This window comes from Paenibacillus wynnii, assembly GCF_000757885.1.
GTDB classification, from domain to species: domain Bacteria; phylum Bacillota; class Bacilli; order Paenibacillales; family Paenibacillaceae; genus Paenibacillus_AQ; species Paenibacillus_AQ wynnii.
This window is the reverse complement of sequence record NZ_JQCR01000003.1, coordinates 548,779-571,292: the sequence shown is the minus strand read 5'-3', so window position 1 is coordinate 571,292 and position 22,514 is coordinate 548,779. Positions and strand designations below refer to the sequence as shown.

The window sequence follows — 22,514 nt, the reverse complement described above, 5'->3', positions numbered from 1 at the left end:
CAAATATCAAAAATTAAACAGTAATCCATTTAATTTAATATTAGTCGAAATCGGATATCAATACAAGAATACAGTTTTTTAGTATTAAAAAAAACGTCCCGTCAAAATCGACAAGACGTTTCAGGAAAAGAATTTACTCCGCTACAACAGTAAAATTCAAACCGTGTTTGGCGAATACATCGCTCATTGCCTTCTTCGCTTCTTCTGCATCAGTGCCATGTACATGCAGTTCATAGCTTTGACTGGATACCAATGTAGTGAATAACCCAAGGATACTCTTTACATCAATGTACTTGTTTTCTGCTTGAAGAACGATAGAAGAATTGAACTGGCTCGCTGTTTGGGCAATATCAACGATTGCCGCATTGTTACTGGACATATGAATCCCTCCGCAACCTGATTGTGAACATAGATCTACTTGTAATCAATTCCATGATACATTGAATTCGCTTACTCGCGCAAGGTGTTTTCTTATCTTCTTCTTACTTCAGGTTCTCGGGATTAAGACCCTTCAGCTCGGGAAGAACGAAAATACCGTCTTTGCGGATCAGAATATCATCAAAATAAATTTCTCCGCCGCCGTACTCCGGCCGTTGAATCAGGACAAGGTCCCAGTGAATGGATGAGCGGTTGCCATTGTCCGTTACTTCATAAGCTTGGCCCGGTGTGAAATGAAGGCTGCCTGCGATTTTCTCGTCAAACAGAATATCCTTCATCGGATGCAGTATGTACGGATTGAACCCGATCGCAAATTCACCGATATGACGAGCTCCCTCATCCGAATCCAAAATATCATTAAGACGTTCACTATCGTTACTGGAAGCCTCCACGATTTTACCGTTCTCAAAGCTGAATTTCACATTCTCAAAAGTAACTCCGTTATATAAGGTCGCTGCATTGTAGCTGATTGTGCCATTGACGGAATCACGGACAGGTGCGCTGTATACCTCGCCATCCGGAATGTTTTTCTGACCAGAGCATTTCTCGGCTCCTATTCCTTTGATAGAGAACGTAAGCTCTGTGCCGGGACCTGAAATACGTACTTTATCAGTTCTTCTCATCAGATCAGCCAGCGCATCCTGGGCCTTATCCATTTTGGCATAATCCAGATTGCAGACTGCAAAATAGAAATCCTCAAAAGCTTCTGTACTCGTATTAGCGAGCTGCGCCATGCTGGCATTAGGATAACGTAAGACTACCCATTTCGTATGTTTTACCCGTTGTTCACTGTGAATCGGGTGTGAGTACAGGGAGTTATATAGCTTCATTTTCTCTTCAGGTACATCTGACAGGTCATTAACATTCTCACCCGCACGGATTCCGATATAGCAGTCCATTTGTTTCATTCGGTTCAAATCAATCTCAGCCCACGTCTGCAAACTTTCCCGAGTTGCATATTTAAGCATGCTCCGTTGTACCGTCCGGTCTGTCAGTTGGACAAAAGCATGCCCGCCGACCTTGCCGATTTCTTCTACAATCGCATTAATCAAGTCACGCTCACTGCCAATCATTTCGACGAGCACATTCTCGCCTGGCTGTACATTTACGGAGTACCCGACTAGGTTTTCCGCCAGTTTTTGAATTCTGGGATCTTTCATCTTCCTCTTCCTTCCTCTTCCTAAAAATCACACGCTTATCTATTGTAGCACGCTCAATAAAGAGCGCAAGACTACGGCTGCCCTGTGATAATTAACGATAACCGTAGAAATTAACCTGAGCCACATAAGTTTCACTCAAGGCATTCTGAGCATCCTCTGGGTAACTGATCGTTCGTGTCCATGCCAGCCGTTTCGGAAGATTACGCCTGCTGTCCACATTCAAATGGTAAATGGTCTTCACTTGAGCCCGTTCAAGCTTATTTTTAAGTTCTGCATTCTTCTTTTGCCAAAATGTATCCAGTGCTTTTTTAAGCTGCGGTTGGTTGGCCGTTAGTTGTTTCTCCTGTGTTTGTCCCAAGGTACGAAGCGCTGACATCTCTTGCTCCAACTGGTTAGTGAGCTGCTTGCGGGCTTCTGCTGGGGAAAGCTCTATGCGCAATACCCGAACCCCTCTTCCGGCTCCGGCTCCGGCTTCCTCTGTAACTGTCTTATCCAGCCCCTCCAGCTCCTCCAGCTGATGCAAGGGATTAAGGCGCGGTAGAGGATTATCCTCTTGCGAGGAGGATTCTGAAAGCACCTTCCATGCTCCCTCTTTTTTCTCCAGCTTGCTGTAATAGGAGGGTTTGTCAGTCGCACTGGAAGCTTCCTTTACATGATTAGTAGACTCAGATTCAGTAGACCTCTGATCTGGAAGTATCGTGTACAGTGTTACTTTATTGTGGTCCTTCACGTTCCCGCCATAATATACGGACGCATATGGAGTACCTGCACTACCCCGCAGCAATGCCGTAGCACCCTCAAAGGTAACACCGTCGCTACCCGCCATCCCTGACAACGCCAGATCCAAATATTCGCCGGCTGGTTTGTCATTCAACTTATTGCAACCACTGCTATAGATACAGGTTACTAATACGACCCACGTCATTATCCATTTCCGAACCACCGGGCTTGTCATTCATCCCCATACCCTTTCTTACCCAATTTCACTTTAGGGTCTCCTTATAGGCAGGGCTTATACTTAGAATGCTCTAAATCTTTTAATTTCCATAAAAAAATCCTTGAGGATTTAGCCTCAAGGATTCTCCACTCTACTCTCGGTTTGTTTACTATCAATTACAACTCGGTTTCGCCCATTGTTCTTCGCTTCATATAATGCCATATCTGCTCGATAAAATAGTGACTCCACGCTTACTCGTTCGTCCGTCCAGCTCCATTCTGCAATCCCGCAGGACACAGTAACATGCGGCTCTGTCTCCGCCTGAACCCGTGTACGAATGCGTTCGGCTACGAAAGCTGCCTGCTGCACGCCAAGCTGTGGTAAATATACTGCCAGCTCTTCACCGCCCCACCTGGCGGCAATATCTCCCTTTCGGATCGATGACTTTACGATATCACTGACCTGCTTCAGGATTTTATCCCCTTTTTGGTGACCGTAAGTATCGTTAACCAGCTTGAATTGATCAATATCAACTACAATTAATGAACCGCAGAAATCAGTACCCTGTCTGTTCTTGATCTCTTCATCCAGATAATGTCTCGCGTAGAGCCCTGTGAGACTGTCTCTGTTCGCCAAACGGCGAACCTCCGCATGTAAACGCGCATTGCCGACAGCAAGTCCGATATGGCCTGCCATAGCTTGCAGCAGTCGGTAGTTATCATAGGAGAAATAATGGGCATCCCGGTGAGCCAGCATAATGGCTCCACGCACCTCTCCGCCTACACTAAGCGGCGTTGCAATTATAGATTGGGATTTAGTTGCATCCATCAGCTTGGAAGCCGTCTCCGCATGCTGCAAATAATCAGATAATATCAGCGGCTCCCCGGTAGAGTATACCTTTCCGCCTAGCCCTTGTCCGATATCTATGATTTCATTTAGCAGAGCGGGATAGTTGCAGGCTATGACCTCTAGCCCGCCCTTTTCCTCGTCTAAATGAAGAATACAACAGTAATCCGCCTGGAACATTTCCAGCAGTTCCTCAAAGGCATATTGAAAAATGTCACCCAGGCGCAAGCTCTGGTTCAGTCGCTGAGTGAGCTCATTGCTCATGCGCAATTCACGAATCAGCTGATTGGACCGTTCATATAACTTGGCATTCTCAAAGGCAGTACCTGCTGTATCAGCCACCATGGTCAGAAAGCGTAGATCGACATCCGGGAAATCGGGATTAAATATCACCATATGAAAAACACCATAAACCCCTTGTTTTCCACCGAGTGGAAGACCGATTTCCAGATATCTATTGTCTACATTGCTGTTTTGAAGCGCTACCCGCCCATCCTTGAATGCCCGAGCACATACATCATTACTCTCCCATCGAGGGGGGAGCGGCTTCACCTGTGGATGAGCACTTCGGTGATCCTGTGACATAAACAGCACTAACCGGGCTCCCGGGTACATTGCACAAATACTCTCAATAACTTCAATAAGCACAGAATCCACATCAATATTATCGTGCATCCGTTGAACAATTTGGAACAAAACAGAATGCCGCTCGCTCTCTCGTTCGGCATTCAGATGTACACTGGCCAGATCAGATACAAAGACATGCTCGAATCTGCGGTAAAAACAGGTCTTATAATGCAGAGCCATTGCTTCTGCAATCTCCCTGCCGCCCTTCTCATACTGCTCCGTTGACATAGCACAGCCAAGCAGAGCAAAAATATCCCCTTTGGAGCGCGTCAAAATAGGCACACTCAAGAAGGTTATGCTTTTCCCGTCCTCCACCAAGTCTAAGTTGTAGGACTTACGGGAAAGCAAACTTAATCCAGCAGCATCTTCCCAATAGGAATTCCAATGCTGTGGACTCTGATTTATAGGGTCTATTCGTTTACCTTCATAATTAAGGACACACCAACGCCACGATTCGGTGAATGGGAGGGCAGCTTGTCCCTTGCACCATTCATTAAAGCTGGTAGCAATCAGATCGGCGGCATAAGGGAAATCATAGGATACGATATCCGTATCCCGAAGCCATGCGGTAGGATCTTCAGAATCGTCTTTTGTCAACATGGTGTCCTGCACCAGCACTTGGCTGCCTTTATGACCGTAAGCTTCCTGCTCTGACATAAAGAGGATCCCCTTAGTATCTCAATTTAAAAAACATGTTCCGATAACATTTAATGATTTAATCATATTTTACTCTGTTTCTTCCCTTATTGCATTATATTTTCCACAAATCCCGGATTTTTTTTAGGTCCTAAGAACTAACGACAAAGATTGACAAAATCTCTTTAAACATGCGCTTGACTTTGTTAGTAGTTTTCATATAATATTTATTGTTGAACAAGACTGTAACTAGTCTTATATTGGGCGTAACGTTGTGTCACCCTCACGCGAGTTCGTTACTATCAGGGCAGCGGCTGAACTTCCCTAATAGTGTGGATCTATAATCTTCCACGGATACGGCACGCGGCACAAATAGGCCCCACCTGAAATTTCAAATATAAAGGAGTCTACTATAACATGGCACGTTACACAGGACCTAAATTTAAACTCAGCCGCCGTCTAGGCATATCCCTTAGCGGTACAGGTAAAGATTTGAAACGCCCTTTCCCACCGGGACAACACGGCGCTAACCAACGCAGAAAAGTAAGTAACTACGGAATGCAGCTTTTGGAAAAACAAAAACTGCGTCATATGTACGGTTTGGGAGAGAAACAATTTAAAACTCTCTTCACTAAAGCACAAAAAATTCAAGGTATCGCCGGCGAAAACTTTATGTTCTTGCTTGAGAGCCGCCTGGACAACCTCGTTTACCGTCTTGGATTCGCTAACTCCCGCGCTGGTTCGCGTCAGTTGGTATCCCACGGTCACGTAACTGTTAACGGCAAAAAAGTTGACATTGCATCTTACCGTGTTAGCACTGGTGATGTAATTGGTCTTCGCGAAAGAAGCCGCACTATGACTTCTATCAAAGAAGCTCTTACTAACCGTTCACACCTTCCTGCTTACTTGGAATATGCTGATGGATCTTTCGAAGGTAAATATATCCGTTTGCCAGAACGTTCCGAGCTGTCCCAAGATATCGATGAAAAACAAATCGTCGAATTCTACAACCGTTAAGATTTATCTAATCGGTAGTAGTTTAGAACCCCTCCGGATTAATCCGGAGGGGTTCTTTATGTTTTATATATTAGCCCAATGAGAGTCTAGCGAACTTACGTTTACCTACCTGCAGAATATCTCCCTCTTGCGGTGTAAATTCAGCTTTCGGGTCCTCCTGCTTCTCTTCGTTCAGCTTCACAGAACCCTGCTGGATACTCCGCTTCGCCTCACCATTTGAACCTGCAAAACCGACAAGGGTAAGCAGCTTAACAAGCTTAATTGTTCCGTTCTCAAGTTCAACTGCCGGAACAGTATAGACCTCAATGTCTTCCGGAAGCGCCCGTTGCTGAAATACCGTTACGAAATGCTGCTGTGCAGCATCTGCCGCTTCCACACTGTGGTACATTCGTACAAAGGTATGTGCCAATTGCATTTTAGCATCTCTTGGATGAACTATACCCTCCTGCAATCCTTCCTTCAGAACAGTAAGTTCTTGATTGCAGATACCCGTCGCCAATTCGTAGTATTTCAACATTAATTCATCCGGTACAGACATGGCTTTACCGTAAATTTCATTAGGCTCTTCATCAATCCCGATATAGTTCCCAAGACTTTTACTCATTTTTTGAACACCGTCAAGACCTTCGAGCAAAGGAGTCGTAATCGCGACTTGCGCAGCCACACCGTATTCCTTTTGCAGCGTCCTTCCCATAAGCAGGTTGAACTTCTGATCCGTTCCGCCGAGTTCTACATCACTTTTCAAGGCTACAGAATCCATACCCTGCATCAGCGGGTAGAAGAACTCGTGAATACTGATCGGAAGACCACCCTGAAAGCGTTTGGTAAAGTCGTCCCGCTCCATCATTCTAGCTACCGTTACTTTAGCAGACAAGGTAACCACATCGGCGAAGGACATTGGACTGAGCCATTCGGAGTTGTAGTAGACTTTTGTTTTTTCAGGGTCCAGAATCTTGTGAATTTGCTTCTTATAAGTCTCGGCATTTCGTTGTACATCTTCCTCTGTCAATTGTTTCCGAGTTTCTGATTTACCCGTTGGATCTCCAATTCGTCCGGTAAAATCTCCAATAATAAGCTGTACCTGGTGCCCTAACTCTTGGAATTGGCGAAGCTTGTGCATAACGACGGTATGTCCAACATGAATATCCGGTGCTGACGGATCAAGTCCCAGTTTCACATTTAGTGGTACTCCAGTCACTATAGATTTCATAACCTTCTGCTTTAATTCGTCCATCGGTACGATCTCTACCACACCGCGCGATATGACTTCAAGCTGGCGCTCAACTTCCTGCACCTGGGCTGCTGATAATTCTTCCCACTTCATTCTTTTCCCTCCTTGAAATTTGTATAATTTGTGAAATAAAGTCGATTCTTCTAACGTCAACCTAATTATGCCACTCGTTTCTGAAACGCAAAAAAGCCCCTTTATCATCCCAAGGGACGAGAAAGAGACTCGCGGTACCACCCTAATTAAAATCCTTGTTACGCCGCAGCGCAGCCAAAGATTTCCACTTCATTGCCATAACGGGATTGCACCCGGTGCCGGACTACTTAGCAGGAGCGTATGCTTCTAGCCCTTCCCCCGGACAGCTCCAGACTGTAATTCAAAGGGGCCTGTTATCGGTTCGCACCACCCACCGACTCTCTGAAAACATAAGACAGCCCTTCTACTAATGTCTTTCCGCGCCTTTTGGATATCCAATTACTTTCATTTATATCACATGCTCTTAAAAAAGTCACACTCAAAAGATACAGCGCCCAGTTATAAGCGCATTCAAAAACGCCAAATTGTGCTATAATAGTTCCGTTATAAAGGAGGATTATCGTCGATGGCTGAAGAGAACAAGAAAAAGACCGCAAAGAAACATCCCCCAAGGAAAAGAACCTGGCTGAACAGGGTCGGCTCTGTGGTAAAGTGGATGTTTATCCTTGGCATTATGGGCATTCTGTTTGCCGGCGGTGCCGTGACAGGTTATATTACTTCTATCGTAAAAAATGACCCTGTCCGCTCCGAGCAATTAATTCAGCAGCAAGTTAGCCAGAACGCTATAACCGGATTTGCCTATTTCCGTGACGGCGCCCCTATTGGCCAACTCCGTACGGAGGAAGACCGCAGACTCATTGAATACAACAACATTCCACAGATTATTATTGATGCGGTTCTTGCTATAGAGGACAATAATTTCTATGAGCATGATGGCGTTGATGTGAGCGGGACCTTACGTGCGGTTAAGCAAAAGCTGCTTAATGAATCCGTCCAAACCGGCGGCAGTACGCTCACCCAACAACTTGCAAGACGTGTGTTTCTAAATTTGGACCGGACGGAAGATCGGAAGATCAAAGAAATTCTGCTTTCCCTGCGTCTGGAACGCTTTTTAAGCAAACCGGAGATATTAACAGCCTATTTAAACAAGGTTCCATTCGGGAACGGTTCAAATGGGTATAATGTGTTCGGAATTAAAGCTGCATCTAAAGGCGTATTTGGTCAAGATGACTTGGATAAGCTGAATATCGCACAAGCCGCATATTTGGCAGGTCTACCTCAGCTCCCCTCCAAATATTCTGCATTTAACGGATTGGGAGAATTTAATGAGACCGCTTTTAACAGAGCTATTGACCGCCAGCAGCTTGTACTGCGCCGTATGCTGGAGGAGAACAAAATTACAACTTCACAATACGATGAGGCCCTAACCTTTGATATCAAGGGTGCACTTGCTCCACACACTGCCAAAGCTTATACGACTTACCCATATCTAATGTTGGAAACAGAGCGTAAAGCTGCAGAGATCATGCTCTCTATTAACCAAGACAAGGATGGCGAAACCGGTACTGCAGACGATACCAACTCGGGAGATGATCCTGTTTTATTAGAGGAAGCCCGCCAGCAGCTCATGACCGGAGGCTACCGCATATACACTACTATTGATAAAAAAGTATACAGTGCGATGCACACCATCTCTGACAACAATGAAAACTTTACGAAGGACAGCAAGAGCAGGGGCAAGGAACAAACAGCCGGCATTATGATTGATAATAAAACAGGTGCTATACTCGGAATGATTGAAGGTCGTGATTTCAATCTGGAGCAGATGAACTACGCTACTCAAATGGTTCGTCAACCAGGCTCCACTATGAAGCCTATCGCAGCCTATTTACCTGCATTGGATAGTGGATTGATTCAACCGGCAGGGATTTTGGATGATGCTCCGATTATACTGAAGGATGGATCCAAAGGCTTTCATATCCCCAAAAATGCTAATAACCGCTATCAAGGACTTGTTACCGCACGTTATGCTCTGAACAAATCACTCAACCTGCCTGCACTGAAGCTATTTAATGATAAAGTAGGCATCGAAAAATCTTGGGCATTTGCTAAGAAGCTTGGAATTACAACCATTCAGGACGGAGATTATAGCGCTAAGACCGGAGTTCTAGGTGGACTGCGTTACGGTGTATCCGTTGAAGAGCTGGCTAATGCTTATTCTTCTATTGGCAACAAAGGGGCATTTACGGATGCCTATATGATTGAAAAGATTGTGGATTCACAAGGGAAAATTGTTTATCATCACAAAGTTACCCCGGAGCAGGTATACTCCGAACAAACTGCATACCTAATGACGGATATGCTCCGTACTGTTATTACTGAAGGTACAGCCAGCACAGTGAAGAGCAACTACAAACATTTCGGCGACATCCCAATCGTGGGCAAAACAGGTTCGACACAGAATTACGCCGATGTATGGTTTATGGGTCTGACACCCGATGTTACGCTTGGAATGTGGGTAGGTTATAAAGAGCCAGTTAACACGCTCCAAGGGGATACTCAGAAGCGTCAAGCTCAATCGTTATGGACCAAGGTCATGAATGCTGTCATTGAAAAAAGACCGGAACTATTCGTGACACCGAAGTTTACTCAGCCCAAAGGAATAGTTAAGAAGACCGTTTCCGCTTACAGCGGTAAGCTTCCTACGGATCTGACTGATAGATTTACAACCGATTTATTTAACGTTAAGTTTATTCCAAAAGATAGTGATGATGGAATCACAAAAGCTAAATATATTACATTCAATGAAATTAACTACATTCCTCAGGAAGGTACGCCTGATGAGTTCTTGAAAGAAAGAATTGTAGTAACACGGGAGAAACCGATTCAAGATCTCGTCAAAGAGCTTTTGGCAGCTTTTCCTGCTATGAGTGACCATGAGCCTTTAGCTTATTATTTGCCTGAGGATGCCAAAAATGATGTACCCACTGAAGTAGATCCGCGTGTGGATGATGGTCATGCGCCTTCTCCGGCCACTAATATTGCCGTCTCTTATAGTTCAGGCAAAGCTGTCATTACATTTTCACCTAGCGGCTCTCCGGATGTTGTCGGCTATCGTCTATACCGTTCACTAAACGGCGGACCTTTCAAAGTGCAGTCTATACTTATGGCTGGTGAAAAAACGATCTTCCATACAGGCACACCTGCGAGCACGAACGCCGCCTTCTATGTCTCTGCTGTTGATGTAGCCGGACTTGAAACAACCTCCGGCAGTGTGGCTGGGGGGGCAACAGCAACACCTAATCCTACTGTGACACCAATACCTACTGTAGCGCCTACAACGGGCACAGAGGTCATTCCAGAAGCCACTACAGATCCGGGTAGCATTATCATAGATCCCGGTACAGGGGAAGTACCTCTTGCACCCGGCATCGATGGCACTGGCAATAATAGTACTGATCCTAATAATGCTGGTGGTAATAAGAATAAAAAGTAAAAAACTCTATAGGATGCCCACACATCATCCTATAGATGTTTCAGACATCAAAGGCCGCTCCCTTATTTGTAGGGAACGGCCTTTTTGCTATCTATGCTAATCCTCAATCGTCGATAAATCTCCGGCGGGAAGATGCAGCTCCCATGCCTTTAATACACGGCGCATGATTTTACCGGATCGCGTCTTCGGAAGCTTATCCTTGAATTCGATCTCACGCGGTGCTGCATGGGCGGAGAGTCCGGCTTTTACAAAAGCGGCGATCTCTTCTTTCAAAGCGGCTGACGGGAGATATCCCTCCCTTAAGGAAATGAATGCCTTAATAATTTCACCTCGTACAGCGTCTGGCTTGCCGATTACGCCTGCTTCCGCCACAGCTGGATGTTCCACCAGCTTGCTCTCCACCTCAAATGGGCCGATCCGCTCGCCCGAGGTGTTGATGACATCGTCAATTCGTCCTTGAAACCAGTAGTAACCTTCATCATCCATGTAGGCTGAATCTCCAGATATATACCATCCGGGAATTCTGAAATACTCCGAGTATTTAGCCGGGTTATTCCAGATCATCTTCATCATGGAGGGCCAAGGGGTTCGGATCGCCAGATTCCCCATTGTATAAGGCGGGACAACATTTCCCCGGTCATCCAATATGGCTGCTTCGATTCCAGGCAGAGGACGTCCCATGGAGCCTGGTTTGATATCCATTCCTGGATAATTGCAGATCAGCTGTGCACCCGTCTCGGTCATCCACCAGGTATCGTGGATCCGCTGTTGGTATACCTTCTCCCCCCATCTGACCACTTCAGGATTAAGCGGCTCCCCTACTGACATGACATGCCGCAGACTGCTTAGGTCAGCACCTTCGAGACTGTTTTTCCCTGCACCCATCAGCATACGAAACGCTGTAGGCGCACTATACCATACCGTCACGGCATTACGTTCAATAGACTTATACCAGTCAAGCGGACTAAATCTTCCGCCTCGGATCACATTCGCAACCCCGTTCAACCATGGGGCAAAAATCCCATAGGAAGTTCCTGTCACCCATCCGGGATCTGCTGTACACCAATAAATATCCTCCGGCTGTAAATCCAGCACTATTTTTCCTGTATAGTAATGTTGAATCATTGCTCTCTGAACATGGTATACTCCCTTGGGCTTGCCTGTAGATCCTGAAGTATAATGTATAATAAGACCATCATCCAAACCTAACCATTCTAGTTCCATATCCGATGGAGCGGAGGCCATCTCCTCTTCAAAGCTGATCTCTCCTTGATCGGGATCGGGATCGGGATCTCCACCAACCAAGATAATATGCCGCAGTTCGGGGAGCTCTTCGCGCTTCACACGTTTCAGCAGCTCAGGTGTTGTAACCAGCGCTACAGCTCCGCTGTCAGCCAGTCTATCCTTAACAGCAGTCTCCATAAAGGCTTCGAACAGAGGACCTGCTACTGCCCCCACCTTCAGTATCCCAAGCAGACTGAAGTACAGCTCCGGCTGACGAGGCATGAAGATAAATACTCTTTCTCCTTTGCCAATTCCGTATTTCCGCAAGACATTACCGAACCGGTTAGACCGTTCCATAAGATCGGAATACGTATAGACCTCTTCCCGTGATGCGTCGCTGTAGAGCAAAGCTCTAGCGTTTCCACGTCCTTCTAGAACATGGCGATCAACAGCCTCGAAGGCCATATTCACCTTGCCTGTATCGTACCAGGAGAAATGCCGCTCAGCATCCTCCCAGGTAAATTCGGCTACGGCCCGGTCATAATCCGGCATGTTAGAGTTCAGCACGCGGCCCGGTATAATTTCGTTATGGACTTGACCCATTACTGTTGCCTCCCTCACTGATTTAACTTAAGATTAGGTAAGACTCCTTAATAATTAATGATGTCAATGTATCATTTGTGAACTTTTTATGTCAAAATCAGTATATCATAGGGAACGCTTTCATTCCATGTTTTATGAAGATTTGAGAGGAGCCGGGCTATGGAGCATCGCAAAGTACTCAGCACCCATACCGTTGTGTTCGCCGATAAGGTAATCACTGTTCAAGGTCCTCTTTCCCCATGGCTTCTAGAAGGTCTGGACATTGATCCTGATCTGGATGCTTTCCGCAGGCCCAAGGAACAAAAAGAAGCCTTGCTAGAGATAGCAGGACTTCCTGAAGGTCGAATAATTGCGGCAATCGAGAACAATACCATCATAGGCTATGTAACATTCCACTATCCTGATGAGATGGAATTATGGTCACAAGGCGGTATGGAAGATCTCATTGAGCTTGGAGCCATTGAGGTTGCCAATGATTACCGGGGAGCAGGGCTGGCTCGTTTGTTAATCACTACAGCTTTTGAGGAAGAGCAATTAGAGAACTGTATCGTCTTTACAACCGAATATTATTGGCATTGGGACTTAAAGGGCAGCGGATTGGATGTATGGGGCTACCGGCATATGATGGAGAATCTGATGAAAGTCGTGAATATGGTCTGGTATGCTACGGATGATCCCGAAATTTGCTCCCATCCTGCGAATTGTCTTATGGTTCGTATTGGTAAAGAGGTGCCTCTATCCTCTGAGGAATTATTCGACCGCGTACGTTTCAGACAGCGATTTATGTACTAAGTTTTCATCCGAGTTATTTTTTCTTATACGTATGGCAGCATGTGCTCTAAAATCGCATGTGAGTGTTTTGAAGCTTCGACCGTGAACTCCGTAAAGTTAACATGTGCTGAACCATCGGCTTTATCGGACATGGAGCGAATGATAACAAAAGGAGTACTGTTCATATAGCACGCCTGTGCAACAGCTGCTCCCTCCATTTCGGCACAAACACCGTCGAACTCTTCCCTAAGCCGGGTTACGGTCTCCTGACTGGCAATAAACTGATCCCCAGAGAGTACTTTACCTGTCATATATTGTACCTGCAGTTCACGGCAAGCCTTCTGTGCAAGCCTAACCAGTTCCGGATCTGCCGGGAAAGAAGAGACCTCCTGATAGGGTATAATTCCTCGAGCAAATCCCAGGGGTGTAACATCCATATCATGCTGCATGCATTCTGAAGATATTACGATACCACCTATATTCAGTTCAGGATGCAATGCTCCTGCCACCCCTGTGAACAGTACCTGAGAAGCCTTAAATGTATCTATTAATACTTGAGTCGTTACCGCTGCATTCACTTTGCCGACACCAGATTTACATACAACTACAGATCTATCTCCAAAAGTCCCGCTATAAAACGGAATTCCGCATTTCACTTCCGTGCATTTGTTCTCCATACCCCTTAGCAGCAAATTGATTTCTTCATCCATAGCGCCGATGATACCTATAATTTTATCCAAATGTACTCTCGCTCCTCTGCATTAATAATGAAGATAAAAACATAAAAAGCTCCATAAGGAGCTTTCCAAGTTAATAGCTATTAAAGGATGTGAACTACTCATTCACATGACTGACAGACAAGCGAAGAATCGTCTCATGCGGCAAAATAACGCGCGGATTCTCTACGGTTTCTTTCTTCATCAGCTTCGTCAAGAGTCTCATGGCTACCGCACCCAGGTCATACATAGGTTGAGCTACGGTTGTAAGCAATGGACGTACCATGGACGCCATACGAATGTTATCTACACTCATAATTGAGAAATCATCCGGCACTTTCAGACCTTCATCCTGAATACTGTGAATTGCCCCGATAGCCATTTCATCTGTTGCACAGAAGATAGCAGTCGGTTTCTTCTTAAGCCCCAGGAAATATTTCATGGCTTCGACACCGGATTCGTAACGATAGTTACCGATGCGAACAAGATCTTCCTGATACTCAATACCAGCAGCCTCTAAGGCCTTCTTATACCCATGGAAACGAGCATAGCCGTTAGCTGGATCTTGGAGAGTTCCGCTTATCATGGCAATTTCACGGTGCCCGTGACGGATCAGCGTGTTCACTGCATCAAGTGCTGCGGTTTCATGATCAATATCTACGGAAGGATAAGTACCCTTCTCATCACGCGTTGCACACAATACAATGGGAACTGCAGAAGTCTGGAATGCTTGAATATGTTCTTCCGTTACCGTTCCACCCATAAAGAGTAGACCGTCGACCTGTTTCTCCAAAAGAGTATTAATAACGCGAATTTCCTTCTCTTTACGTTTGTCCGCATTACATAAAATAATATTGTAATGATACATATTAGCGATATCTTCAATCCCGCGTGCGATTTCAGCAAAAATCGAGTTGGAGATATCAGGGATAACAACCCCAACGGTTGTCGTTTTCTTACTAGCGAGACCTCTCGCTACAGCATTAGGTCGATAGCCCAAACGCTCAATTGCTTCAAATACTTTCTTCCGAGTCTGCGGTTTCACATTAGGATTATTATTCACAACCCGTGATACCGTAGCCATAGATACGCCGGCTTCTCGCGCTACATCGTAAATGGTTACCGTCAAATTACTCTCTCCATTGCGATAAATTTTATCGTTCGACTAATTAAAATTATGATACGACACTTTGTACTTTTGTGCAATGATAACGCTTCAATTTCCATTTAAAAACTTTCAAACACAAAGCGTAGTGCAGAAAAGTGATCTAAATCGATTTGTATTACCCACTGATTTATATCACCCCCTACTGAATCGTACATCTATTTATATCGTAACAAAATACGACTGAAAAATCCAACATTCGTGAAAAATTTTCATTGATTTTGCAGAAAATCTTTTCATTTCGCTCTTTCGGGGGAGGATTGAGTCAATTGCGACAGTCTATTAGCAGTTTCTTCCATCCACTCTCTATCAAAGCGAGCACTTGCAAATTGATATATATCAAGCAGTAAATCAATTCGTCCTTGAATAGCCGCGTTGATCGCCTCATCTAAATGCGATAAGTCGACGATGTTAAAACTCGCAAGGGTTTCCTTCAGAACATTAGCCCATTCATTTCTTTCGGCAAAGGAGACCTGCCGTTGGTTTGAGGACCCGCCCAGCTCCTTAATCAACATTCCCAGATCACGCTTGATACTTGGCAACGGTTCATAGCGGGAGCACTCACCGCAAGTATATACAGGTACTCCTGTTATTTTCACCTTGGCACTATAGATCAACGTATGCATATGTATAGTCATGCCACCACCGCAGCAGCATAACTTTTTGAGTAGATTATCTTTTTGCATCTCTCACACCTCAAGCATTGAATTGAAAGGATAAGAACAATAATTACGAACAGTTCCCTTTTCAATCTAAATATTCGACCTGTCTTTTCGAAATCCTTCTCATTTGCATATCATGTTTTATTTACCAAATGTTCAAAGTATTACAATTCTCAAGATGACTTCATATTTCAAATTTGCTATAATATATAGGATCATTATCTGGGAGGAGCTAACTGCAATGAGACTTGCCGGTAAAAAGGTTATCGCACTAGTAGACGATGAAGTAGAAGATTTGGAGTTATGGTATCCCGTTTACCGGGTTAGAGAAGAAGGAGCCGAGGTGCACCTCGCTGGACTAACCAAAGATAAGGTCTATACTGGAAAATACGGCGTTCCTGCTAAAGCAGATTATTCTTGGGATGAATTGAATGCTGCTGATTATGATGGAATTCTCGTCCCCGGCGGATGGGCGCCGGACAAGCTTCGCCGTTACCCTAAGGTTCTGGAGCTCGTTCGTGATATGCATGAGGCGAAAAAGCCGATCGGGCAGATCTGCCATGCAGGATGGGTCTTGATATCAGCGAAAATCCTTAAGGGTGTTACAGTAACCTCGACACCGGGTATCCGGGATGACATGGAGAATGCAGGTGCGATCTGGAAGGATGAAGCCGTTGTTGTAGACGGTCACATTATCTCCGCACGTCGTCCACCTGATCTCCCTCCATACGGCAAAGCATTTTGTGATGCGCTAGCTGGAGAATAATAACGAAGCCCTGTGTTCACGATTAAGTGAATTGCAGGGCTTTTTTTGATTATCTAATTCTAAGTCTATCCGTTTCCTTAAATGAATTAGAATAGAAAGTTAGATTGAAGGTAAGAGGTTGAGGAAGCTTTTCAGATCCCACATTATAAAAGAACGTCGTCGTGCTCCCTTTTTCAACTTGGCGATGTTTACCAATGGTTTCATAGTGGGTAAAGCGATCAGGTCGAACCATAAAGTGACCACTGCCTGCTCCATCCACAAAGTTATCGCTAATATTCAAACCATAGCTTAAACTATCCTTACTTTCTTCTTTGGGAGTGAACAACGTCAACGCTAAGACCCCATCTTTTTCTACGGTCTTCTCATCTGAGATAGTGAGACGTTTATCAGGTGCCTTAATTATGGTTGACGTTTCAGTATTTATGACAAGATCGCGTTTGGACTTCTCCAATGCATACATACCTTCCACTTCCAGTGTCATCCTGCTATCTTTGTTTGTGTTGTCATTATAAAAAATAAATTCTTCTGATCCTAGCCCATGCTCAGTAACATTTAACACTTTGGCGTTTTTACCTTTACCTAAATTGATTTTGGGTGAAATCAGGTTATAGATTTGCATCGTATTACCCTTTTTATAAAGTTTTATATCTACATAAATACCTGTAGGTGCAATATATGCCTGTTCAACTAGAATCTCCTGACCTGCAATGTTCAGACTACGGTTAACCATTACAGTACGGGAATTCGCTTCTACTTGATCCGTTTCAAGTGTAAAGGGGATGCTTAATTCGGTTCTAAACTTCTCACTGCTGGAGAGCATGGCCTCAGAAAGTAGAGGGGTAACTGACATATTAGCCACCATCTCCTTAAGACCTTTCTGATCTTCACCCCACATATATTGAACCAACATACGCGTTACACCCGGTTTCCAGATGCCTTCACTACCAGTGAAGAATGCTGATTGATTACTCCTAGTTTTACTTATTGCATTATCAAGATATATTCCATGCAGATGTACATCTTTTTCTGTCATATTCTGAAAGGTATACAATGCGATCATACTTTTTTTATCTGCAAGGACACCATTCAATGTTAACATGTAGCCGTTTTTTTCCTCTGAAGATACGCCTATGGTTTGCACTATTCCTGCATCTAATGCTGACTCCAGAGAAATATTCCCTTTTATTATTGGACGAAAAACCTCAAACTCACCCCAACTCTTGGGAGGAAGCTGCGCGCGCTCGGGCTCAAAACTACTTTGTAGCCAAGGCACAATCACGAATAATGCAACAGCTAGAGCAGTCAATAAAACTGCAGTAAATCCTCTGTTCAGGGAAAATCTCCTCCGGCTACCGCGAAGAATACCGCTGTGGATAACTGCATCGAGCTTTGTATCCGATAATTCATCCGCTTTAGTGGTCACATTGTGAAAATAGTCCCGGAGTAGATTTTCTTCAGGTTCAGCCATGGTACAGATCCCCCTTCCCTTTCAGTTTATCCCTCAGTTGCTTAAGTCCTTTATTCAGCCATGTTTTAATGGTACCCTCCGGTTTCTCAAGCACCTCTGCAATTTGAGTCAGCGTCATATCTCGGTAATACTTAAGTACCAGAACCTGTCGATACTTAGGTTTGACGTTATCCAGCGCCTTTTCCATATCCAGCCTTCGGTCGCTCGCAAGCTCCATGACTCCGTCCTCATACCGCTGTGGCTCAGCTGTAATTTTCCGCTTCCTCCGTTTCAATTCATCCATGCAGCAATTGATTAGAATGCGGATCATCCATGGTGTAAGCCGTTCTGGATCTTTCAGGCTTTTACGCTTGCTCCATGCCCGACAGGTCGCTTCCTGCAATACTTCCAGTGCATCTGCTTCATTTCGCAAATAACTGAAGGCAATGCCGTAAAGATTTCTTTTGTGCTGAGAGACCTGCTCGAAGAACCATTCTTCCTCGGAGACATGCACATCCTCGCCCTTCATAATGTTCTCCATCCCCCTGATTACGCCCCTCCTTGCCGCTCTACACTCATGGCTTTTTATCTTCTGTATATTAAGACTGTACTGTAAGGTAAACGGTTTTATTTTTTGAAGTTGTGACTTTTGCATAAAGAAAAAGCCCGGCAATGAATTGTCGGACTTTCAAGAACAATACCTTGTGCTTTTCGAAGTTCCAATGGATGTATGTCCTTGACCAGCGAATCTAGGAGGTTTTTCCTTTTAGATTTAAGACACTAACTGTTGAATTTCCGCACGAAGTGGCAAAACGGCTTAACTGCTCTTCCGTCTCGGAGCTTGTACGATTTTTTAGACAAACCTTAGCAATAGATATAGCATCAGATGCAACGGTATTCAATGCACGGTGTTTTACCTTAAGCAAAGACTGTGGTGACATGCTAAGCTCGTTGATTCCAAGCTCCAGCCATAACGGTATAGAGCGTTCATCCGCCGCCATTTCACCACAAACACTGACATGAATACCTGCATTCTGTGCAGCCTCCACGGTCATGCGGATCATACGCAGCACAGCGGGATGATACGGATGGTACATGTGAGCAATTTGCTCATTCATCCGGTCAACGGCAAGCACATACTGTACCAGATCATTTGTACCGATACTGAAAAAATCAACTTCCTGAGCCAGGTAATCACTGATCATCACAGCAGCAGGAACCTCAATCATTATTCCTACAGGCATCTTCCGATTGAAGGAAACTTTGCACTGCTCCAAATCAACCAATACCTCATTTAATACAGCCTTTGCCTCCTGGACTTCCTCTATGGAAGAAATCATCGGAAACATTAGTTTGATATTCCCGTAAGCACTGGCACGCAGGATAGCCCTCAGCTGTGTTTTGAACATGTCCTTCCGATCCAGGCTAATCCGTATGGCACGATAACCGAGGAAAGGATTTTGTTCTTCCGGAAGCTGGAAATAATCCAAGTGCTTGTCTCCGCCAATATCAAGGGTTCGAATCACAACAGAGTGTTTCCCGACCTTTTCTGCGACAAGCTTGTACACTTCGAACTGTTCCTCTTCACTAGGAAATGTATCCCGGTCCATGTAGAGAAATTCCGTCCGGAACAAACCTACCCCTTCAGCTCCGTACTTCAGTGCCATGTTCAGTTCCTTGACCGAGCTAATATTGCCTGCCAAACGTATGGTTACGCCATCTCTAGTGACGGACTCAACGGTGGAGAGTAGCTCAAGTTGTTCACGCTTTTTATGTTGTTTTTCACGCATTAAGGCATATTCTCGTACGGTCGACTCATCAGGATGCAGCTGCACCGAACCCGTCTCACCATCCAGAACAATCATATCACCCGTTTGAATGGGATTAGACAGCTTGTTCTCCAGCCCTGCCACTAAAGGAATCCCCAGTGCCCGCGCCATGATGGAGGAATGTGAGGTTTTACTGCCCATCATCGTTACGATGCCTAGTACATAGGCTGGATTCAAATGAGCTAACTGAGAAGGGGACAGCTCTTTGGCGACCAGAATATAAGGCTGGGTATCCGAAGGTAACGTTACTTCAGGGGCACCCAGTAAGTGCTTGAGCAATCGGTTGCCGACATCTTTGATATCAACCGCCCGCTCTTTCATATATTCGTCATCCAGGAGATCAAACATTGCTACAAAATGATCAATGGCTTCTTTTACAGCAACCTCAGCAGCTTTGTACTGCCGTTCTATAATTCCGCGAATTTCGCTCATAAACACCGGATCATCCAGAATCGCCAAATGCGCATCGAAAATGCTCGATTCCTCAGGACCCACAACTTCCCGGAATTCTTTTTTGATAAACTCTATTTCGTCCTTGGAGGTACGGATACCCTCATATAAACGCTCGAATTCTTTAGCTAGATCCACCGGGTTCACTTCATTGTCCGGCAAACTCCATTCCCAGTTCGGCAAGACAAAGGCCTTCCCGATGGCAACACCTGCTGCGGCGCCAATGCCTTGTATCATGGTTCTATCCCTCCAACATTACTCTCATGTAATACAACGGACATCACAGAAGACTGTCCCTTTTTCACGTTCTTAAATGGAGCATAACTCCAAGATTTCACACGGTCTGGATTCGTAATTACCATAGGTGTAGCCAGTGAGGTCGCATGTTCACGCAGATAAGCCAAGTCGAATTTGACAAGCAGTTGACCGGGTTCTACGCTATCGCCTTCCTTCACTAACGCCTCAAAAGGTCCTTTAAGCTGTGACGTATCGATACCGATATGCATCAACACTTCCAGTCCTTCCGGAGTCGCGATACCTATCGCGTGCATCGTTGGGTACACATGCATGATTTTGCCGTAAACGGGAGATACAAGCTCACCTTTATCAGGCAAAAAGGCTACACCGTCACCGACGAGCTTAGCCGCAAAAATATGATCGGGCACTTCTTCAATCGGCATCATCCTACCCTGCATAGGGGCTCCGAACAGCACCTGCGGCAGATCACGCACCAGTAGCTTGTTGATTTCTTCACGAATAAGTTCGGAATACGTACCGAATACCACCTGTACATTCCCGCCTCCAAGCTTAATAATTCCTGCAGAACCAAGACCTTTTAACGCACTCGTGTCGATGTAACGGTCCTTATGCACAGTAAGCCTTAATCGGGTAATACAGGCTTGAACCTGTACAATGTTCTCCTTACCACCCAGCGCCTCTAAAATCAGCGGAGCCTGATAAGGGATATTTCCGGCCCAGTCACCCAGTTCGGAACCTTCCTCCCGTCCGGGAGTAGGGATCTGAAAACGGCGGATCGCCCATCGAAACAGATTGTAATATACAATTCCGTAACCAGCGCCAATAGGAATCAGTAACCAGGCCCTCTGTGATAAGTGCAGGTTCAAGAAGAAATCAATGGCCCCAGCCGAATATGAAAATCCATGGTGAATTCCCAGCCAATAGGTTATAGCCATCGCTAGACCTGACATTACGGTATGAAGAGCAAATAAATAAGGAGAAGCGAACAGAAATGCAAATTCGATTTGTTCCGATACACCTGTCAAAAAGCATACCAAAGCCGCGCGCAAAAAGGTCTTTCGGATCTTTGGCTTCAAATCCTCCCGAGCTTCCTGAATAATTGCAAAAGCTATAGCGGGCAACGCAAACATCATGATGGGGAACAACCCCGCCATAAAGACACCTGCTGTAGGATCTCCGGCAAAAAAGCGCGGTAAATCACCCTGTAGGACTGTGCCGTCAGGTGTAGTAAATGAACCTAACTGAAACCAGAATACATTATTGAGGATATGGTGAAGCCCAAAAGCGGTCAGCACCCTGTATAATACCCCATAAAGAAATAGTGAAAAACCACCGGTCACTTGTACGACTCTAAAAAGGTTATCTAAACCCATCTGTAAAAGTGGTGCAACACCAAGCATTACCCAAGCAAATAATGCCGAAAACATTCCCATGATCAACAAAACAAAACGCGATCCTCCAAAAAACTGGATCGCTTCCGGCAGCTTAATATTCTTAAATCGGTTGTGAGCAATACCGGCGACAATCCCGAGAATAATACCGATCAAGGTAGCGGGCTGGATATCTCCATCGCCCATATGCATAACTATCCGATCATAAATAAACATTCCGGCAAGAGCTGCAAGTCCCGCAGGTCCCGCCTGATTAGACAATCCCCACGCTACACCAATAGCGAATATATAAGGCATATAGTAAATTATCCCTTGCCCCGCATATGTAGCTACTTCGGATACCGAAGAAAGTCCCCATGCAGACCACGATAAACTACCGATACTCAGCAGTATGGCTGCCGCTGGCAGCACCATGGTGGGAAGCATTATGGCTCTGCCTAATTGCTGCAATGATCCGAGCCAATTCAAGGCAACCCTCTCCTTTCTATCTATTATGAATGGTAAGCGCTGGGTTATCTTTTGTCAAAAAGAAAACAGGTTACTCATAGTATCTACACAACTCATAAATAATCCATTTAAACGATACCTTTTTACCAAATACTCAGACATTTATTATACTTAAGTATTCTTATTTGTGCACGGCTATTTCATTTAACTAATCCAAAGCCTCTAAAAGAACATAACCAGATCGCATGATAGTACCTATATGAAGAAAAACTTGCCGAAACTATAGGGTTGGGTTGGGTTGGGTTGGGTTGGGTTGGGTTGGGTTGGGTTGGGTTGGGTTGGGTTGGGTTGGGTTGGGTTGGGT

General features: G+C 45.0%; 17 protein-coding genes and 1 other annotated feature. Of the genes, 4 read left to right on the top strand and 13 right to left on the bottom strand.

Annotation, left to right across the window (positions count from 1 at the left end):
- Positions 1 to 133: 133 nt before the first annotated feature.
- From PWYN_RS17860 to PWYN_RS17845, 4 genes are all read right to left on the bottom strand, one after another.
- Positions 134 to 379 carry an HPr family phosphocarrier protein gene (locus PWYN_RS17860; protein WP_036654812.1) on the bottom strand — a complete coding sequence of 82 codons (246 nt, stop codon included), beginning with the start codon at positions 377 to 379 and terminating at the stop codon, positions 134 to 136.
- Between the two features lie 103 nt (positions 380 to 482).
- On the bottom strand, positions 483 to 1,598 hold the full coding sequence (locus PWYN_RS17855; RefSeq protein WP_036654809.1) for an aminopeptidase: 1,116 nt from the start codon (positions 1,596 to 1,598) through the stop codon (positions 483 to 485).
- 91 nt (positions 1,599 to 1,689) lie between these two features.
- Positions 1,690 to 2,553 carry a hypothetical protein gene (locus PWYN_RS17850; RefSeq protein ID WP_036654807.1) on the bottom strand — a complete coding sequence of 288 codons (864 nt, stop codon included), beginning with the start codon at positions 2,551 to 2,553 and terminating at the stop codon, positions 1,690 to 1,692.
- Positions 2,554 to 2,670: 117 nt separating this feature from the next.
- Positions 2,671 to 4,665, bottom strand: a complete 1,995-nt coding sequence (locus PWYN_RS17845; protein WP_036654804.1) for a sensor domain-containing diguanylate cyclase — start codon at positions 4,663 to 4,665, stop codon at positions 2,671 to 2,673.
- Positions 4,666 to 5,061: 396 nt separating this feature from the next.
- Between PWYN_RS17845 and rpsD the strand changes: the two genes are divergently transcribed.
- Positions 5,062 to 5,661, top strand: coding sequence for a 30S ribosomal protein S4 (rpsD, locus tag PWYN_RS17840; RefSeq protein WP_036654801.1), 600 nt, complete (start codon positions 5,062 to 5,064; stop codon positions 5,659 to 5,661).
- A gap of 70 nt (positions 5,662 to 5,731) precedes the next feature.
- On the opposite strand, the gene tyrS is transcribed toward rpsD, so the two are convergent.
- On the bottom strand, positions 5,732 to 6,985 hold the full coding sequence (gene tyrS, locus PWYN_RS17835) for a tyrosine--tRNA ligase (protein WP_036654799.1): 1,254 nt from the start codon (positions 6,983 to 6,985) through the stop codon (positions 5,732 to 5,734).
- Between the two features lie 109 nt (positions 6,986 to 7,094).
- Positions 7,095 to 7,354 (bottom strand) — a binding site (T-box leader).
- Positions 7,355 to 7,490: 136 nt separating this feature from the next.
- Between tyrS and PWYN_RS17830 the strand changes: the two genes are divergently transcribed.
- Positions 7,491 to 10,421 (top strand): transglycosylase domain-containing protein, encoded by a 2,931-nt coding sequence (locus PWYN_RS17830; protein ID WP_052088091.1) that lies wholly within the window; start codon positions 7,491 to 7,493, stop codon positions 10,419 to 10,421.
- Between the two features lie 96 nt (positions 10,422 to 10,517).
- Here the strand turns inward: PWYN_RS17830 and acsA are convergent, their stop codons facing one another.
- Positions 10,518 to 12,248, bottom strand: coding sequence for an acetate--CoA ligase (gene acsA / locus PWYN_RS17825; RefSeq protein ID WP_036654795.1), 1,731 nt, complete (start codon positions 12,246 to 12,248; stop codon positions 10,518 to 10,520).
- Positions 12,249 to 12,407: 159 nt separating this feature from the next.
- Between acsA and PWYN_RS17820 the strand changes: the two genes are divergently transcribed.
- Positions 12,408 to 13,040 carry a GNAT family N-acetyltransferase gene (locus PWYN_RS17820; protein ID WP_036654793.1) on the top strand — a complete coding sequence of 211 codons (633 nt, stop codon included), beginning with the start codon at positions 12,408 to 12,410 and terminating at the stop codon, positions 13,038 to 13,040.
- A gap of 23 nt (positions 13,041 to 13,063) precedes the next feature.
- Here PWYN_RS17820 and PWYN_RS17815 read toward each other — a convergent pair whose 3' ends face one another.
- The 3 genes from PWYN_RS17815 to PWYN_RS17805 all read right to left on the bottom strand — a co-directional run bounded on the left by PWYN_RS17815 (position 13,064) and on the right by PWYN_RS17805 (position 15,586).
- Positions 13,064 to 13,759: a 5'-methylthioadenosine/adenosylhomocysteine nucleosidase gene (locus tag PWYN_RS17815; protein WP_084146777.1), complete on the bottom strand. Its 696-nt coding sequence runs from the start codon at positions 13,757 to 13,759 to the stop codon at positions 13,064 to 13,066.
- 94 nt (positions 13,760 to 13,853) lie between these two features.
- Positions 13,854 to 14,864 (bottom strand): catabolite control protein A, encoded by a 1,011-nt coding sequence (gene ccpA, locus PWYN_RS17810; protein ID WP_036654790.1) that lies wholly within the window; start codon positions 14,862 to 14,864, stop codon positions 13,854 to 13,856.
- A 272-nt stretch (positions 14,865 to 15,136) separates the two neighbouring features.
- Positions 15,137 to 15,586: a hypothetical protein gene (locus tag PWYN_RS17805; RefSeq protein WP_036654786.1), complete on the bottom strand. Its 450-nt coding sequence runs from the start codon at positions 15,584 to 15,586 to the stop codon at positions 15,137 to 15,139.
- A 217-nt stretch (positions 15,587 to 15,803) separates the two neighbouring features.
- On the opposite strand from PWYN_RS17805, the gene PWYN_RS17800 reads away from it, so the two are divergent.
- Positions 15,804 to 16,328, top strand: a complete 525-nt coding sequence (locus PWYN_RS17800; RefSeq protein ID WP_036654783.1) for a type 1 glutamine amidotransferase domain-containing protein — start codon at positions 15,804 to 15,806, stop codon at positions 16,326 to 16,328.
- Between the two features lie 49 nt (positions 16,329 to 16,377).
- Here PWYN_RS17800 and PWYN_RS17795 read toward each other — a convergent pair whose 3' ends face one another.
- The 4 genes from PWYN_RS17795 to PWYN_RS17780 form a co-directional block, all read right to left on the bottom strand.
- Positions 16,378 to 17,796: a DUF4179 domain-containing protein gene (locus PWYN_RS17795; RefSeq protein WP_036654782.1), complete on the bottom strand. Its 1,419-nt coding sequence runs from the start codon at positions 17,794 to 17,796 to the stop codon at positions 16,378 to 16,380.
- Entirely contained in the window at positions 17,789 to 18,316 is a 528-nt protein-coding gene (locus tag PWYN_RS17790) for a sigma-70 family RNA polymerase sigma factor (RefSeq protein ID WP_205622773.1), read from the bottom strand. The genes PWYN_RS17795 and PWYN_RS17790 overlap by 8 nt, the downstream gene beginning before the upstream one ends.
- A 208-nt stretch (positions 18,317 to 18,524) precedes the next feature.
- On the bottom strand, positions 18,525 to 20,291 hold the full coding sequence (gene ptsP, locus PWYN_RS17785) for a phosphoenolpyruvate--protein phosphotransferase (protein ID WP_052088087.1): 1,767 nt from the start codon (positions 20,289 to 20,291) through the stop codon (positions 18,525 to 18,527).
- Entirely contained in the window at positions 20,288 to 22,171 is a 1,884-nt protein-coding gene (locus tag PWYN_RS17780) for a glucose PTS transporter subunit IIA (protein ID WP_036654780.1), read from the bottom strand. The genes ptsP and PWYN_RS17780 overlap by 4 nt, the downstream gene beginning before the upstream one ends.
- Between the last annotated feature and the right edge of the window lie 343 nt (positions 22,172 to 22,514).

Coding starts and splice junctions, on each gene's coding strand:
- PWYN_RS17820 (WP_036654793.1), top strand. CDS start 12,408: ATGGAGCATCGCAAAGTACTCAGCACCCATACCGTTGTGTTCGCCGAT.
- rpsD (WP_036654801.1), top strand. CDS start 5,062: ATGGCACGTTACACAGGACCTAAATTTAAACTCAGCCGCCGTCTAGGC.
- PWYN_RS17845 (WP_036654804.1), bottom strand. CDS start 4,665: ATGTCAGAGCAGGAAGCTTACGGTCATAAAGGCAGCCAAGTGCTGGTG.
- tyrS (WP_036654799.1), bottom strand. CDS start 6,985: ATGAAGTGGGAAGAATTATCAGCAGCCCAGGTGCAGGAAGTTGAGCGC.
- PWYN_RS17830 (WP_052088091.1), top strand. CDS start 7,491: ATGGCTGAAGAGAACAAGAAAAAGACCGCAAAGAAACATCCCCCAAGG.
- PWYN_RS17790 (WP_205622773.1), bottom strand. CDS start 18,316: ATGGAGAACATTATGAAGGGCGAGGATGTGCATGTCTCCGAGGAAGAA.
- PWYN_RS17855 (WP_036654809.1), bottom strand. CDS start 1,598: ATGAAAGATCCCAGAATTCAAAAACTGGCGGAAAACCTAGTCGGGTAC.
- PWYN_RS17800 (WP_036654783.1), top strand. CDS start 15,804: ATGAGACTTGCCGGTAAAAAGGTTATCGCACTAGTAGACGATGAAGTA.
- PWYN_RS17860 (WP_036654812.1), bottom strand. CDS start 379: ATGTCCAGTAACAATGCGGCAATCGTTGATATTGCCCAAACAGCGAGC.
- acsA (WP_036654795.1), bottom strand. CDS start 12,248: ATGGGTCAAGTCCATAACGAAATTATACCGGGCCGCGTGCTGAACTCT.
- PWYN_RS17805 (WP_036654786.1), bottom strand. CDS start 15,586: ATGCAAAAAGATAATCTACTCAAAAAGTTATGCTGCTGCGGTGGTGGC.
- ptsP (WP_052088087.1), bottom strand. CDS start 20,291: ATGATACAAGGCATTGGCGCCGCAGCAGGTGTTGCCATCGGGAAGGCC.
- PWYN_RS17850 (WP_036654807.1), bottom strand. CDS start 2,553: ATGACAAGCCCGGTGGTTCGGAAATGGATAATGACGTGGGTCGTATTA.
- PWYN_RS17795 (WP_036654782.1), bottom strand. CDS start 17,796: ATGGCTGAACCTGAAGAAAATCTACTCCGGGACTATTTTCACAATGTG.